This window comes from Luteolibacter sp. (assembly GCF_039920825.1).
GTDB lineage: Bacteria > Verrucomicrobiota > Verrucomicrobiia > Verrucomicrobiales > Akkermansiaceae > Luteolibacter.
Genome location: NZ_JBDSCX010000027.1, coordinates 1 through 15,768 on the forward strand (window position 1 = coordinate 1; position 15,768 = coordinate 15,768).

The 15,768-nt window shown below is 59.5% G+C and carries 13 protein-coding genes; 3 read left to right on the top strand and 10 right to left on the bottom strand.

What is annotated here, in order from left to right; genetic code table 11:
- From ABIQ96_RS06665 to ABIQ96_RS06675, 3 genes are all read left to right on the top strand, one after another.
- Positions 1–414: ATP-binding protein (locus ABIQ96_RS06665; protein ID WP_348213786.1), on the top strand; the 414-nt coding region annotated here is incomplete at its 5' end.
- Positions 411–3,395: a response regulator gene (locus ABIQ96_RS06670; RefSeq protein ID WP_348213787.1), complete on the top strand. Its 2,985-nt coding sequence runs from the start codon at positions 411–413 to the stop codon at positions 3,393–3,395. The genes ABIQ96_RS06665 and ABIQ96_RS06670, both read left to right, overlap by 4 nt.
- On the top strand, positions 3,392–4,219 hold the full coding sequence (locus tag ABIQ96_RS06675; RefSeq protein ID WP_348213788.1) for a response regulator: 828 nt from the start codon (positions 3,392–3,394) through the stop codon (positions 4,217–4,219). The genes ABIQ96_RS06670 and ABIQ96_RS06675 overlap by 4 nt, the downstream gene beginning before the upstream one ends.
- A 240-nt stretch (positions 4,220–4,459) precedes the next feature.
- Here the strand turns inward: ABIQ96_RS06675 and trpD are convergent, their stop codons facing one another.
- The 10 genes from trpD to ABIQ96_RS06725 form a co-directional block, all read right to left on the bottom strand.
- Positions 4,460–5,506: an anthranilate phosphoribosyltransferase gene (trpD, locus tag ABIQ96_RS06680; RefSeq protein WP_348213789.1), complete on the bottom strand. Its 1,047-nt coding sequence runs from the start codon at positions 5,504–5,506 to the stop codon at positions 4,460–4,462.
- Between the two features lie 178 nt (positions 5,507–5,684).
- Positions 5,685–7,211 carry an NADH-quinone oxidoreductase subunit N gene (locus tag ABIQ96_RS06685; protein ID WP_348213790.1) on the bottom strand — a complete coding sequence of 509 codons (1,527 nt, stop codon included), beginning with the start codon at positions 7,209–7,211 and terminating at the stop codon, positions 5,685–5,687.
- Between the two features lie 43 nt (positions 7,212–7,254).
- Positions 7,255–8,703: an NADH-quinone oxidoreductase subunit M gene (locus ABIQ96_RS06690; RefSeq protein WP_348213791.1), complete on the bottom strand. Its 1,449-nt coding sequence runs from the start codon at positions 8,701–8,703 to the stop codon at positions 7,255–7,257.
- Between the two features lie 48 nt (positions 8,704–8,751).
- Positions 8,752–10,566 carry an NADH-quinone oxidoreductase subunit L gene (gene nuoL / locus ABIQ96_RS06695; RefSeq protein ID WP_348213792.1) on the bottom strand — a complete coding sequence of 605 codons (1,815 nt, stop codon included), beginning with the start codon at positions 10,564–10,566 and terminating at the stop codon, positions 8,752–8,754.
- Positions 10,567–10,586: 20 nt separating this feature from the next.
- Entirely contained in the window at positions 10,587–10,907 is a 321-nt protein-coding gene (nuoK, locus tag ABIQ96_RS06700; protein WP_348213793.1) for an NADH-quinone oxidoreductase subunit NuoK, read from the bottom strand.
- Positions 10,908–10,952: 45 nt separating this feature from the next.
- Positions 10,953–11,516, bottom strand: a complete 564-nt coding sequence (locus tag ABIQ96_RS06705; protein ID WP_348213794.1) for an NADH-quinone oxidoreductase subunit J — start codon at positions 11,514–11,516, stop codon at positions 10,953–10,955.
- A gap of 16 nt (positions 11,517–11,532) precedes the next feature.
- Complete coding sequence (locus ABIQ96_RS06710; RefSeq protein WP_348213795.1) at positions 11,533–11,730, bottom strand: hypothetical protein; 198 nt, start codon at positions 11,728–11,730, stop codon at positions 11,533–11,535.
- The gene (locus tag ABIQ96_RS06715) at positions 11,727–12,293 is read right to left on the bottom strand and encodes a 4Fe-4S binding protein (RefSeq protein ID WP_348213796.1); all 567 of its coding nucleotides are present in this window, start codon (positions 12,291–12,293) and stop codon (positions 11,727–11,729) included. Before ABIQ96_RS06715 ends, ABIQ96_RS06710 begins: the two co-directional genes overlap by 4 nt.
- A 24-nt stretch (positions 12,294–12,317) precedes the next feature.
- On the bottom strand, positions 12,318–13,577 hold the full coding sequence (locus ABIQ96_RS06720) for a complex I subunit 1 family protein (protein WP_348213797.1): 1,260 nt from the start codon (positions 13,575–13,577) through the stop codon (positions 12,318–12,320).
- 28 nt (positions 13,578–13,605) lie between these two features.
- Positions 13,606–15,375, bottom strand: a complete 1,770-nt coding sequence (locus ABIQ96_RS06725; protein WP_348213798.1) for a molybdopterin-dependent oxidoreductase — start codon at positions 15,373–15,375, stop codon at positions 13,606–13,608.
- Positions 15,376–15,768: the final 393 nt, after the last annotated feature.

The following is a 15,768-nucleotide window of genomic DNA, read 5'->3' on the forward strand; positions in this document are numbered from 1 at the left end:
CGCCACGCGGTGCAAGTGGTCCGCGACTACGGCGAGGTGCCGCAGATCACCGTCGAGAAGCACAAGGCGCTGCAAATCCTGGTGAACCTGATCCGCAATGCCAAGCATGCCTGCGACGATTCCGGCCACCCTGACAAACGGATCACTCTGCGCGTGACTGATGGCCATGACAAGGTTCGTGTCGCCGTCATCGACAATGGCGTGGGCATTTCGCCGGAAAATCTAACTCGAATTTTCGCCCACGGTTTCACCACTAAAGCGGAAGGCCACGGCTTTGGCCTCCACAGCAGCGCCCTCTCGGCCCGCGAAATGGGCGGCAGCCTTACCGTCCTTAGCGACGGCCCGGGTACCGGCGCAACCTTCACTCTCGAACTACCGATCAAATCTCCTACCGAACCGAAACTCAATCCATGAATTCCTCCACCAACGAACCGGCCTTGGATACGCAGCATCGCATTCTGGTAGTCGATGACAACGCGGCCATCCATGAGGACTTCCGGAAAATCCTTGCCATGGATTCGACCCGGAACGAGTTCGAGCAGGAGGACGCCATCTTTTTCGGGACGGATTCAGCCACTCCCGACGAGGCCCCTTTCGAACTCGACTTCGCCTCGCAAGGCCGCGAAGCACTGGAAAAGGTAATCGCCGCCAACCAGAGCGGACGCCCCTATTCGGTCGTGTTCATGGATGTCCGCATGCCACCCGGTTGGGACGGCATTGAAACGACCGCCCGCTTGTGGGATATCGATCCCGACCTGCAGGTCGTCATCTGCACGGCCTACTCCGATTATTCGTGGGAGGAAATGGTCGGTCGCCTGGGCAGGACCGACCGGCTGCTCATTCTCAAGAAACCTTTCGATGTGATCGAAGTCGTCCAGTGCGCCCACGCGCTCGCCGGCAAGTGGTCGCTGTTGCAACAAACGCGCCGCCACGCCGAGTCGCTCGAGTCCACCGTGCGTGCCCGGACCTCGGAACTCGAAATCGCCAACTCTCAGTTGGAGAGCGAAATCGTCGAACGCCGGCGCAGCGAAGAGGCTCTCCGCTTCACCCAGTTTTCCGTGGACAACGCGTCCGACGCGATGTTCTGGGTCGCTCCGGATTCCCGGCTGCTCTACGTCAACAACGCCACTTGCAGGATTCTGGGCTACACCGTGCAGGAACTCCACGCAATGAACGTGCTCGACATCGTTCCCGAACTTCGCGAGGGCGGCTGGCAACCGTTCTGGGAATCCCTGCGGCACGACGGCCACCGGATCTTCGAAGCCATGCACACCGCCAAGGATGGAAGCCAGATCCCCATCGAACTCACCGCCACCTTTTTCACCTTCGGCGGCCAGGAACTCCTCTGCGTCTCCGCCCGCGACATCACCCTCCGCCAGCAAATCCTCGCGGAACTCTCCTTCGCCCGCGACACCGCGCTCGAATCAGTCCGCCTCAAAAGCCAGTTCCTCGCCAATATGAGCCATGAAATCCGCACCCCCATGAATGGCGTGATCGGCATGGCGGAACTCATGCTCCACACCAATCTCGACCGCGACCAGCGCGAGTACGTCGACACCATCCGCAGCAGCGCCGACCTGCTGCTCGACATCATCAATGACATCCTCGACACCGCGAAAATCGAATCCGGAATGCTCCGGTTCGAGACGCGCGACTTCGACCTCAACGAAGTGATCGAGGGCACCATGGACATCGTCGGCGGCGGAGCCCGCAACAAGGGGCTTGAGCTCGCCGGCTACGTCCAAGGCGAGGTATATCCCCATCTGCGCGGTGATGCCGGCCGACTCCGCCAAGTGCTTACCAACATCGTGAGCAACGCCGTGAAATTCACCGAGCGCGGCGAGGTAATCCTCAGTGTCTCCACTCTGGCCGAATCCGACACCAACGTCCAACTGTGCTTCGAGGTGCGCGACACCGGCATCGGCATCGCCGAAGATGTCCGGGCGCGGATCTTCGAACCCTTCATCCAGGCCGACAATTCCGATACCCGCAAATACGGGGGGACCGGTCTCGGCCTGACCATTTGCAGCCAGATCGTCGAGGCGCTCGGTGGCAGCATCGGCGTCGAGAGCGAACCGGGCAAAGGCTCGACGTTCTGGATCAACCTCAGCTTCAAAAAACAAACTTCCCCGGGACGGCCCGCCGTCCTGAAGGCCGATCACCCGACGAATCTCCGCGTGCTCGTGGTGGACGACAATCCAACCAACCGCGAAATCCTCCAGCTCCAGCTCGCCAATCTCCAGATGCGTTCGACCAGCGTCGCCGGCGGAAATGAAGCGCTCGAATTGCTCCGCTTGGAAAACTCCGGTACCGATCCCTTCCACCTCGCCGTGCTCGACGGTCAGATGCCTGTCATGGATGGCCTCGAGCTCGCCCGCCAGATCAAGTCGGATCCCGTCATCGCGGCCACCCGCCTGATTCTCCTGAGTTCCCTCGGCGATCACCTGACGGATACCACCCTCGCCGCAGCGGGTGTCGAAGGCTATCTCATCAAGCCCCTCAAGCAAACCCGCCTCCAAGCCGCCTTGATCACTTTGTTCAGCAGCGAGCCGTTGCCGGTTCCGCTGTCGCCAACGATTTTGGCCCCTGAGTCCGTGCCCGCCCCGGCGGCCGTGCGGGATCGCCGGCTGCGCATCCTTTTGGCCGAAGACAATGCCGTGAACCAACGGGTGGCGCTCCTCCAACTCAAGCATCTCGGTTACACCGCCGATGTCGCCAATGACGGCGTCGAGGCCCTCAAGGCACTTGAATCAGTCCCTTACGATGTGATCCTGATGGATTGCCAGATGCCCAACATGGATGGCTATACCGCGACCCGCGAAATCCGCCGGATCCACACCCGCTCCATCCTGATCATCGCCATGACCGCCAATGCGATGAAAGGTGACCGTGAGAAGTGCCTCGCCGCAGGCATGAACGATCACCTCAGCAAGCCGGTGGACTCCAAAACGTTGGGCCGCCTTCTAACCGACCATCTGGCTTCGGAGCCTTCACTCTCTGCCTCGCTTCCCGAGCCGTCCTCCGTCGACCCCGCACCGGTAGACCTCGAGCGCCTGCTGGGAATCACTGGAGAACAACCGGAAGTGTTCCGCCAACTCTCCCGCGACTATCTCGAACAGGCGGAGGAAATCCTTTCTCACATCGTCCTGGCCATCGAGCGCCGCAATCCCCGCGAAATCCGCCAGCTTGCCCACAAACTCGGCGGATCCAGCGCCTCTTGCGGCATGCGCGCCATCGTCGTCTCCATGAAGCGGCTCGAGCAAATTGACGTGACCTCGCAGTTCTCCCTGGCAAGCGACCTTCATCAGGATGCCGTCCGCCAACTCGCCGCCATCCGCCGTTTCCTCATCCGTTACCTTGATAGTCACCCGTCCCCAGCCCATACTGCACCATGAAACGCATCCTGATTGCCGAAGACGACCGCTTCATGGCCAACGTCTGCCGCCAGAAATTCGAGGAAGTCGGCTATCAGGTCGCCGTCGCCCTCGACGGTCATCAGGCCATCGAGGAGCTCGTTAGAAATCCGCCCGATGCCCTGCTGCTGGATTTGATGTTGCCGGGAATCGACGGCCTCGGGGTGCTGGGGTTCCTGCGCTCCCGCGAAAACTTGTGCCACCTGCCGGTGATTGTCGTTTCCAATTCGGACTACTTCTCCGGCGTCGTCCAAGCCGCTTGGGCGGCGGGCGCCACCCAATTCATGAACAAAGGGGACTGCAGCCCGATGAAGCTCATCGATGAGGTGGCGAAGCTCATCGTTGTCGATTCAAATGCATCGCCCACAGCGCCCGCCACGGTAAACCCGCAGCCCGCGACACGCCCGCCGCCTCCACAACGAACGCACGACACCGCCGCGACCCGCGTGCTCATCGCCGATGACGACAAACTCATCCACGGCGTGCTCTCGTTCTTCCTCACCCAAGCCGGCTTCATCGTCAAATCCGCCTTCGACGGTCGTCAGGCGCTTGAAATGGCCATCGCCCAAGCCCCGGATTTGCTGGTGCTCGACGGCATGATGCCCGAGCTCGACGGCTATCAGGTCCTCGAACGTTGGTGCCTCCATCCGGTCCTTTCCACCGTCCCCGTGATCATGCTCACCGGGACCGAAGACCAGCAAAAGAAGGCGATTGCCATCGGCCAAGGCGTCGTCGCCTATCTAACAAAACCGTTCAGCCCGGATGATCTGGTCAAAAAGGTGAAACACTACGCCGGCCGCCATTGAGCGGTCGTCGAACAAACCGTTGCTCCCCGTCACGAGGGCCTTCTCTTCGCTTCCCGGCGCTGTCCATGTTAGATGTGGCCTTCATGGACGAATTTGCTTTGCCCGTCCGGTTGATGGGACTGGCGGGATGGATCAACCTCCGGAGCGGGATGGTCGCGGGGCGGCGATGCTTTTCTGGCAGTTCGCGCTGATCTGATAGCAGCAGCTTCACCTGCCGACAGATTGGCCACAGTCCAACCCTTACCCTTGCGATGTCTTTTGCAAGAGCCGCAGCTTTTCGAGGGCGGCTCCGCTGGAGATCATTTCGCGGGAAATTTCGATCCCGTCGCCCATGTCGTCGGCGAGGCCGGCGCAGGCGAGGGCGGCTCCCGAATTCATGAGGACCATGTCGCGCTTCGGCCCGGTTTCGCGACCGGCGAGGATGGCTTCGAGGATGACGGCGTTGGCCTTCGCATCGCCGCCCTGCAGATCTTCGACTTCGGCATGCTTGAGTCCGAAATCGCGCGGCCGGACTTCCTCATCCTCGATGTCCTGCAGGGAGCCTGCTTTGCAAATCCGGGTCGAACCCATCAGACTGACTTCATCGACCGAGCGCCCGTCGCCGGTGGTGCCGTGGACGGCCCACGCGCTTTCGCGGCCGAGGCGTTGGAGGATTTCGGCGAAGGCCGGACAAAGATCCCGCGAGAAAACGCCGATGAGCTGGCACTCGGGACGGGCGGGATTGAGCAACGGACCAATCAGGTTGAAAATGGTTTTCACACCCTTGGCCGCGAGGGATTTCCGTACCGGAACGACAGTCTTGAACGCCGGGTGATAGATCGGCGCGAACATGAAGCCGAGTCCGGCCTTCTCGATGCAGCCGCGGAATTCATCGGCTGATAGATCGATGCGGATGCCGAGCGCTTCGAGTACGTCGGCCCCGCCGCTTTTCGAGGTGATGCCGCGGTTGCCGTGTTTCACGACGATGGCTCCTGCCGCGGCGGCGATGAACATGGCGGTGGTGGAGATGTTGAAGAGATCGAGTTGGTCGCCACCGGTGCCGCAGACATCGAGCGTGGGTCCTTCGAGTTCGAGCAGACCGAGATGCGGGTCCACGGCTTGTTCGAGGAAGGCTTCGACGAAGCCGGCGATCTCGGCGGGAGTTTCACCCTTGCGGGCGAGGGCTTCGAGCAGGCGCTCTTTTTTCTCATCCGGAGCGGCGGGATCCAACAGCAGGGAAGCCGCCACTTCGACCTCACGGGACGAAAGCTCCTGTTTTTGTTCGAGATGGTGAATCAAGGCGTCCATGGCCGGAGCCTAGACCTCGGAGCGATGCAGGGCCAGAACGAACGTCGGAAAATCCGGCGGGGTTGTTTCACGAGGCGTCACACACGGTGTGGACTGCTCCGACATGTCGGCCAGTGGGAAAGCGGAGACCTGTCCCTCGCAGTCCGAAAGCATGAAGCCCGCGACTTTCAATCACGTGTTATTTCAACAACGCCCAGATCGGCTGCGCCCAGGTGCCGAAGACGATCACGGCGATGGTTAGAACCGCGATGACCACCTTGCTGATGCAGGGCAGGACGATGGCCTTGTCGTTCGGTGGAGCGGCCCACCACATGGCGCGGATGACGTTGAAGTAGTAGTAGAAACCGGCGGCCGCGGAGATGAAGGCGATGCCGACGCCGACCCAGAGCTTGGCGTCCACGGCGAGCGAGAAGACGAAGAACTTGCCCCAGAAACCGGCGGTGAGTGGGACTCCGGCGAGAGCGGCGAGAAGCACGGTGAGCGAGAGGGCGAGCTGCGGGTTGGTTTTTCCAAGGCCGTTAAAATCGCTGATGTTCTCGCCATCGCGCTGGATGCGGACCTGGGCGAGGATGAAGAAGACGCCGAGCGTCATCAGCAGATAGGTGGCGAGGTAGAAGGAGACGACCTTGGCGGAGCTGAGTTCTGCGGCGGCTCCTTTTCCAGCGGCGAGCGCGAGCAGGAGGAATCCGGCGTGGGCGATGGACGAGTAGGCTAGCAGGCGCTTGAAATTCGTCTGCGGGATCGCGGCGAGGTTTCCGAAAAGCAGGGTGGCGCAGGCCATGATCAGAAGGATCGTGACGACCGGGCCGCGGGTGAGATCGCTGGAAAGGAAGGGCTCAAGGAAGCGGATGGTGAGGATGAAACCGGCGGCTTTCGATCCGACAGATAGAAATGCGGTAGTCGGAGTAGGGGCACCCTGATAGACGTCCGGGATCCAAATCTGCATCGGAACGGCACCCATTTTGAAACCGAGGCCGACGAGAACCAGGGCGATGCCGAAGAGGAGGGGAGTAAGCTGGATTTGAGCGGAGCGCCCGTCCTGAAGCATGCCTCCGATGACGTCCAGGTTCATCGTGCCGGTGTTACCGTAAACCCAGGCGATTCCGTAAACGAGGAAGCCGGTGCTGAGCGCGCCGAGGATGAGGTATTTCACGCCAGCTTCGAGCGAGCCGACATTGCGGCGCATGTAGGCGACGAGGATGTAGAAAGTGACGGTGACGAGTTCGAGGGCGACGAAGGCTCCGGCCAGATCCCTGGCGGAGGCGAGCCACATCATGCCGGCGCAGGCGAAGACGGGGAGTGCGTAGTATTCGCCAGTGCCGTTTTCCGACTCGGGTCCTTCGGTGAAGCGGGCGAGGATCTTGCGGAAATCGACGGCTAACAGCAGGACGAGGATGGTGGTGACGAGGGCGAAGGCTTTGTAGAATTTCGCGAGTCCGTCGAAGTTGTAGAAGTTCCACAGCGGCCAATCATGCCAAGTTCCTGGAAATTTAGGAGCAAGAGTAGCAACTTCGTTTATCTCCCGAAGACCGTAAGCTCGACTTTCCGGCCCGATAGCGATGAAGGTCAGCCCAAGGATGACCGCGAGGCCGATGGCGGCGGAGATGCCGACCCAGGCTTTGCTTTTGCACGAGCAAAACGCTTCGGCCATCAGCAGAACGATGCCGAGGGTGACGGTGAGGGCTTCTAGGTAATAGGCGGGCATGGGAAGAAGTGGAGAGTGATCAGTTAGCAGTGATCAGAGAAGACTAGTTCAGAAGATTGAGAAGCAGGTTCGGGTAGAGTCCGACGGCGAACAGGGCAAGGATCAGCAGCACCGCGGGGATGCGGTCGGCGAAGGTGAGATCCGCGGAGGAGGCGGTGGACTTCACGCTTGGGCCTTGGAAGATGTTCCGATAGGCGCGGAGCATGTAAACGGCGGAGATGACGACACCCCAGATGGAAAGGATACAGGCGATTTGGACCGGACCGAGGCCGTGGGTGCCGTTGTAGTTCTTGAAGGCGGAGAGGAAGACGAGGACTTCACCGGAGAAATTGGCGAGACCGGGAAGACCGATGGATGCCATGGCGGCGATGCCAAAGATGAAGGCAAGGCCGGGAGCGGATTTGGCGAGGCCACCGAGATCCTGGAGATCGAGGGTGCCGGTGTTGCGCTCGATGCGGTCGGCGAGGCCGAAGAGCAGGGCGATGGAAATGCCGTGGGCGAACATCAGGACGATGGCGGCGGAACGGGCGAGCGGATTTTCCGGGAAGGCGATGAGCGCGGCGATGGCGAGGAAGATGTAGCCCATGTGCATCACCGAGGAATTGCCTAACATGAGGTCGAGGCGTTTCTGGGAAATGGTCACCCAGCCGACCCACAGGATGTTGCCGAGCAGCAGGACGAGCAGGGGAGTGAGCCAGCATTGCAGGCCTTCGGGGACCAGCGGGATGGCGAGACGGAGCAGGCCGTAAAGGCCGAATTTTTTCAGGACGCCGGCATGCAGCATGGCGACCGGAGCAGGTGCGCTGGCGTAAGCCGGAGCGGCCCATGAGTGGAAGGGGAACAGCGAAACCAGCGTGCCGAAGCCGACGATGAGCAGGGCGGCGATGCTTTTCTGCGAGGCTGGATCAATTTTCAGGGTGCCGGTTTTGACGGCGTTCACCATCGTGGGGATGTCGTAGGTGCCGGCGAGGTTGGCGAGCCAGACGAGGCCGGCAAGCAGGACGATGGAACCGAGTCCGAGGTAGATGGTGATTTTCCATGCGGCGGCGCGGCGGTCGCCACGGCCTAACATGCCGATCATCAGGAAGGTCGGGATGAGGGCGAGTTCGTGGAAGGCGTAGAAGAAGAACAGGTCGGTCGCTGCGAAGGCGCCGATGGCACCGGCCGAGATGAGGAGCGATGAACCGAAGTAGAGTTTTTCCTTACCTTCGGGGGCCTTGCCGGAAAGCACGGCGGCGAGGGTGACGATCACGGAGAGCAGGACCATGATGGCGCTCATGCCATCGGTGAAGCTGAAGGCGAGATTGAGCGCGGGTTTTTCCATGACCGATGCGGAGAAGGACCATAGCCCCGCGTTGTGCCAGGAGAGGGCGGCGAAGAGGCCGAGCGCGAGATTGAGCGCGGATGCTCCGATGGCGGTCAGCCGGGCGGGCGCACCGAGGAGGATCGCGATGAACGCGGCGATCGGAAGGAGGACAAGGAGGGCGAGCATGATTGAAAGTTTGCTAGGTGCTAGTTTTCAGGAAAAGGGGAGCGTTGGTTAGAACGCGGTGAAATAGACGACGAGGATGACGCCGAGGCCGAAGGCGAAAGCGTAGCCCTGGAGGCTGCCGGACTGGACCTTGCGGAAGATGTTGCCGAAGGATTCCGCCGCACGACTGAGGCCGCCGACGATCAGGCCGTTGATGATGAACTCGTCGAAGAAGCCGATGATCGCGGAGAAGGCGTCCTGGAAATAACGGACGAGGAAGTTGTCGTAGAAGCCGTCAACGTAGAAGCGGTTCTTGAACAGCGGGATGGAAACGGGGTCCTTCTCTTTACCCGAGTAGAGGACAAATCCGGCGATGACACCTGCGAGCAGCGCACCGATCGAGACATAGGTGACGAGCCCGAAATGGATGAGGTGCTCGGGTTGGTGATAGGCGGGAGCCAGTTTCGAAGCGATGAACGGGAAACCGGCGATCAATCCCATGATAGACAGCAGGACGAGCGGTCCAAACATCAGTGGCCCGACTTCATGTGCGTGATCGGCGTGGTCGGATTTCGGCTTGCCGAGGAAGGCGACGACGAAGAGGCGGGTCATGTAGAAAGGTGTCAGCACCGCGACGGCCGCCGCGATCCAGAAGAGATAGGGCTGCTTTTCGTTGGCCGCTTCGAGAATCTGCTCCTTGGAGAAGAATCCGGAGGTGAAGGGCACGGCGATCAGTGCGGCGAACCCGATTGCGAATGTCAGTCCGGTGATCGGCATTTTCTTGAGCAGTCCACCCATTTTCCAGATGTCCTGTTCGTGGTGGCAGGCATAGATGACCGCGCCGGAACCGAGGAAGAGCAATGCCTTGAACCAAGCGTGGGTGAAGAGGTGGAACATCCCGGCTTCCCCGGAAACGAGGCCGACCGCCATGACCATGTAGCCGAGCTGCGAAAGGGTGGAGTAGGCGAGGATCTTCTTGATGTCGTCCTGCTGCGTCGCCATCAGTGCGGCTGCTAGAGAAGTGATGCCACCGGTCCAGGCGATGACCGTGCTGGCTTGAAGTCCGACGAAGGCTTCCGTGCCGAGCGACAGTTGCACGCGGAACAACATGTAAACCCCGGCGGCGACCATGGTGGCGGCGTGGATGAGGGCGGATACCGGCGTCGGGCCTTCCATGGCGTCCGGCAACCAGACGTGAAGCGGAAGTTGGGCGGATTTTCCGACCGCACCGCAGAAGATGCAGAGAACCGCTGCGGATAGAACGCCGCCGGCGATGGCAGGGTTGGCGGCTTGGAACGCTTCGAGGCCGCCTTTCATGTCGTTGAAGGCGAGATGGCCGGTGATGCCCCAAAGCATGAGGATGCCGACCATGAATCCGAAGTCGCCCACGCGGTTGCAGAGAAATGCCTTCTTCGCGGCATCGGCGGCGGAGTCTTTCTGGTACCAGTGGCCGATGAGCAGATAGGAACTGAGTCCGACCAGCTCCCAGAAGATGAAGGTCATGATGAAATTGTCGGCCAGCACGATGCCGGTCATCGAGAACATGAATAATGAAAGGCCGGTAAAGTAGCGGGCCTTGGCGTCGTCATACTTCATGTAGGCCAGCGAGAAAATGTGCACCAGCATGCCGACGCCGGTCACAACGATCATCATGCCCGTGGAGAGGCGGTCGAGCTTGATGCCGATGTCGATGGAGAAATCACCGATGGTCGCCCATTGGATCCAAGAGGTCTGTTCCTTGCCTAGCAGCAAGAACGCAATTACAAACGTAGCGATCGCGGATACTGTGGAGATGATAGGAACGAGCCCGTTTTTACCGAGGACGAGTTGATTGACCGCAGCAACAACGAGCGGGAGGAAGAGGAGAATCCAAGCGAGGTTCATGTCAGGTAAAATGGAAAAGATCAGCCTTTCAACGAAGTGAGCTCATCCGTGTGGATGGTTTGCCGGGCACGGTAGAGGGCGACGATGATCGCGAGGCCGACGGCGACTTCGGCGGCGGCGACGGTGATGACGAAGAAGACGAGCATCTGGCCGTTGTAATCGGGCAGGCCGTTAGGAGTGGTGTTGAAACGGGAGAACGCGACGAGCGTCAGGTTCGCCGCGCTGAGCATGAGCTCGAGGCACATGAAAACGATGATGATGTTCCGGCGCAGCACCACACCTGCGAGGCCGAGGGCGAAGAGGAGTCCGGAGACCAGGAGGTAGTCGTTGAGGGAGGCCATGAAAAAAGTTTGCTAGATTTCAGTATTCAGTTTTCAGGGAATAAATCACTCGGCCTGGCGTTTGGAGAGGACGACGACGCCGACGGTGGCGACGAGGAGGAGGACGCCGAGGATCTGGAGCGGAAGATTGTAGCCGGTGAAAAGCGTGTGGCCGATGAGGTGGACGTCGGGGAGTTTTCCTTCGCCGAGGGTGATGGCGATTTTGCTTTTTGCGTCGAATCCACCGGCCGCGGCCGCGAGCGTTTGCTTGTCGAGAACCGGAGCGATTTTGTTAGGCGAGCGGGCGAGGATGCCGATGAGCTGCACCATGAATGCCGCGACGAGGGCGATGCCGCCGGCGATCGGCAGCATGGGCTTCGCCGCTTTCGCCTCGTCCTTGAGATCGAGCAACATGATGATGAAGAGAAACAACACCATCACCGCGCCGGTGTAGACCAGGATTTGAATGACTCCGACGAAGAAGGCGCTGAGGCCGATGAACAAACCGGCCAGTCCGACAAAGCAGGTCACGACGGAAAGCGCGCTTGCCACGGGATTGCGGAATGCGATGACCGCGCAGCCGCCGATGAGCATGACGGTTGAGAAGAGCCAGAAGAGATAGGAAGGCATAAATGTTGGAGAGTTATCAGCGGTCGTATTTGAGGCTGGTCCACCAGCCGACGAGGCCAAGCGCGAGAGCAATGAGTCCGGCAAGGAGAGTGATGATTCCCGACGCCATAGCGAATGCTGCCAAACCGGAGTTCACAACCGTCAGGATCGGAACCGATTTGGTAAGGGCGAAAATGCCCGCGAAAACGACAATGGACGAGGAAATCGATTTCATTTCAGTTCGTTCCACTTGTTGACGAGGCCCACTCGGGTGCCGCCGATTTCGTAGAGTTTCTTTTTGTCGTGGACCATGTCGGCACGCTTGAGGCCGGTGATGAGGTAGTCCTTGCGCAGATAGATCGCCTGCTCGGGGCAGACTTCCTCGCACATGCCGCAGTAGATGCAGCGGATCATGTCGATGTCGAATTCCAGTGGACGCTTCTCGACCTTGGCCCATGGATCATCGGATGGGATTTCGCTCGGAATGATCTTGATTGCCTTGGGCGGGCAAATGAATTCGCAGAGTTGGCAGGAAACACAGCGCTCGCGGCCTTGCTCGTCGGTCACGAGGGTGGGGGCGCCGCGGTAGTAGTCCGGCATGTGCGAGTCCCAGCGTTGTTCCGGGAACTGCATGGTCACACCGAGGCCGGAGGAGGCGAGTTCCTTGGAACCCACCGATTTTCCGCGCAGCGTTTTCACGGCGTGGGTCATGGTGAGGAAGAAGCCCTTGATGAGTGCTCCGAAGTAGATTTTCTCACCGAAGTTGAGCTTCGGGCGCTGGAGTTTGACGACGGCCATGAGAGGAGAAAGTGAGAGTTTAAGTTAGGCGCGAAGGACTTTCGGGCGTTCTTCGGAAACCTTGGCGACCCAGATCACCGCACCGGTGACAACGATGAGGAGAACGGCTCCGATGCCGATGATGACACCCGCGAGTTGCGGTGCGGCGATGATCAGCGCGGCGAGGAAAACATTGATGAGCGCGGCTTCGAAAAACACGACCCAGCCGAGTTTCATGAGTTGGTCATAACGGAACCGGGGCACCGTCCAGCGAACGAGGATGAAGAACAGGATGAAACCGACCAGCTTGGTCAGGAAGCAGCCCATGTGGATGAGTCCGCCGAAATAAACATCGCCGATATGGAGCTTCGCGACCCAGGCATCGATGCCGAAGCCGATCGACCAACCACCGAGAAACAACGTAATGATGAGTGCGGAGCCGATCACCATGGCGGCGTATTCACCCATGAAGAACATCGCGAATTTCATCGAGGAATATTCGGTGTGATAACCGCCGACGAGTTCGGTTTCGCACTCGGGAAGGTCGAACGGCATGCGGTTGGTTTCCGCGAAGATTGAGATGGTGAAAATCAGGAATGCGATCGCGGCCGGGAACCAGAACAGCGCGGTAGTTAGATCGGGAAGGCCGATGTTGCCGTTTTTCCAGAAAGGCAGCAGCAACCAGCCGTTCTCCGCCTGATATTGGACGATCTTGCTGAGGTTGAGGTCTCCGTAGAACATCAGCACCGGGATGATCGAGAGGCCGAGCGCGATTTCGTAGGAAATCATCTGTGCCGTGGAGCGTACGCCACCGATGAAGGGGAACTTCGAATTCGATGCCCAACCGGCGAGGGTGATGCCATAAACCGATAGAGAGGCGACTGAGAAAACGAACAGCGGACCGATATCGAGATCCGCGATGACGAGCTTTTCGCTGTGACCGAAGATGCTGAGCGGCGATCCGAAAGGAACGACACAAACCGTGATGAGCGCCGGCACGACGGTGAGAGCAGGTGCCATCCAGTAGAACGCCTTGCGGACGTGCTGGGGCGTGAAATCCTCTTTGAGGAAAAGTTTCAAGCCGTCCGCGATCGGCTGGACGAGTCCGAAAAGGTGGAAGTCCTTTTTAAATCCTAACAACGTCAGCGGGATGCCCACGCGGTTGGGACCGACCCGGTCCTGGATGACGGCAGAGAAGCGCCGCTCGAAGTAAACCGAAACAGGCACGAGCGGCAGGACCACCATGAAGGTGAGCACGACGATCTTCGTGATGATGATGGCGAGTTGGAAAACGATGTCCGGCATGAGGTCGGGGAATTGAAAGTTGGGGAAATCAGCCGTTGATCAGACCGGCGGCCTTGCGCGCGCGTTCGTTCGCGAGGAGAGGGATCTGATAGCCGGTATCGGTGATGGACGTGCCTTGATGACCGATTTTCGAAAGCGTTAGGCCGTTGAATGCGGGGACGTTTTCGGCGATGGCCTTGAAGATGTCCTCGATGTGGTGCGCTTCGTTTTTGTCACCGGAAATGGCGAGCAGCAGGTCGCGGAGGATTTCCCAATCGTCGTGGGCCTGGCCGGGAAGTTCGACCGCGCGGTTGAGGCGCTGGACGCGGCCGGAAAGGTTGACCATCGAGCCGCGTTTTTCGGCGAAGCTCGCGGAAGGGAGGACTATGTGGGCGCGGTCGGCGGTGGGGTTTGCGAGGACGCTGGTTTGTAGCAGGAAATCGAGTTTTTTGAGATCTTCAGCGCTGAACCCGGCGTCGGTAATGATGTCCTCGCCGAGGATAATGAGGGATTTGATCGAACCGTCGCGAACTCCGTCGCGGATGAAGGCGAGGCCGGAATAGGGGTTTTCAGATCCCAAAATCAGCTTGGCTCCGGTGGTGTTCGGGTTGCGATCGGCGGCGACAAGCAGATTATCCGCATCGCCCGAACGTGGAACGAGCGAGAGCAGGCTGGTGCCGATTTCCGCGGCGAGGGCGCGGGTGAGGAAAAGTTCCTCATTGGTCATGCGACCGGACGCGATGATGGCGGTTTGTCCGGCCGGAGTGGCTTTGAGGCGGGTGGCGGCTTCGGTAAGAGCTTCCTTCCAAGAGGTGGCGACAAATTGCGCTGGAGAAACGCTGGCGCTCCAAGCAAGAGGTTCGGTCAAACGGGCGTCGCTATCTATATAGTGGAAATTGAGGCGGTGGGAATCCGGCATCCACGCGGAGTTGACCTCGTCGTTTTGGCGCGGGGTGATGCGGTGGACTTTGTTTCCTCGGGTCCAAATGGTGATGTTGCTGCCGGTGCCGCAGTTGACGTCGATACTCGGCGTTTCCTTGAGGAACCAGACGCGCATCTGAAAGCGGAAGTCGTTGGATGTCAGCGCGCCGACGGGACAGATGTCGGCGGTGTTGAGAGAATAGTTGGAATCCAGCAGTCGGCCCGGATGGACGGTGAGCGTGGTGTGGGTGCCGCGCTGGGTGAAACCGAGCACCGGATCGTCAGCAACCTCATCCATGAAACGGATGCAGCGGCTGCACATGATGCAGCGTTCGTCATCGAGGCGGATGCGTGGGCCGATATCGACGTTTTTCGGCTTTTTCACCTTCATGTCGATGAAGCGGGAAACGCCGCGGCCATGCTGGACGGATTGTTCCTGAAGGCGGCATTCGCCGGCTTGGTCGCAGATCGGACAATCAAGAGGGTGATTGATCAGCAGAAACTCCATCACGCCTTCGCGGCATTTTTCCACCAGATCGCCGGTGGTGCGGATTCCCATGTTTTCGCCGACCGTGTTGGCGCAGGCGATGACCGGACGCGGCATCCAGCCGATGATTTCATAGCCGTTTTCATCGCGAGTCGGCTCTTGGCCGGGAGCGGGACGGGGCGGCATGCCCATTTGCACAAGGCACATCCGGCAATTTCCCGGAGAGCTGAGCTTCGGGTGGTAACAATAGTGGGGGACGGTGATTTGCGCCTGACGGCACGCTTCGATCATCCGGGTGCCTTTGGGAAATTGATGCCAAACGCCGTCGATCTGGACGTTGACCATGCCTTTTTCGGCAGCCAGGTCTTTGGGCAGTTTCATTTCCGCAGTCGCCGAAGGTGTGTCGCTCATGGCTTAAAAGAGCTCCGGACGTTTGTGCAAGAATCGACCGGCGGGGCTCGCGCGGGACTATGTCCACCTAGGGCGAACCCGGCAAGCGTGCTTTGTGAAAAGTTTCACAAGCGGTGTTCTCCACATGACGGCGGCATGGCTTTGTTAATTTTTTAAAACATCGACGCATTCGGGGGGGGCTTGAAATGGTGGTTTGCCTCCAATGTCGGTGGTCGGAGGATTTTAATAATTAACGTCCAAAGCCCTCTTTCATGAGGATGGCCGTGCTCAATCCGACAAGAGATGCCGGAAATGAGGAGGTTCTGTCGATTTGGAGTTAATTAAGAAATGTTCAAAAGTTTTTAAAAATTCTTGAAATGCTTAAGGAATGTTGATAATCCCACTTCGTCAGAA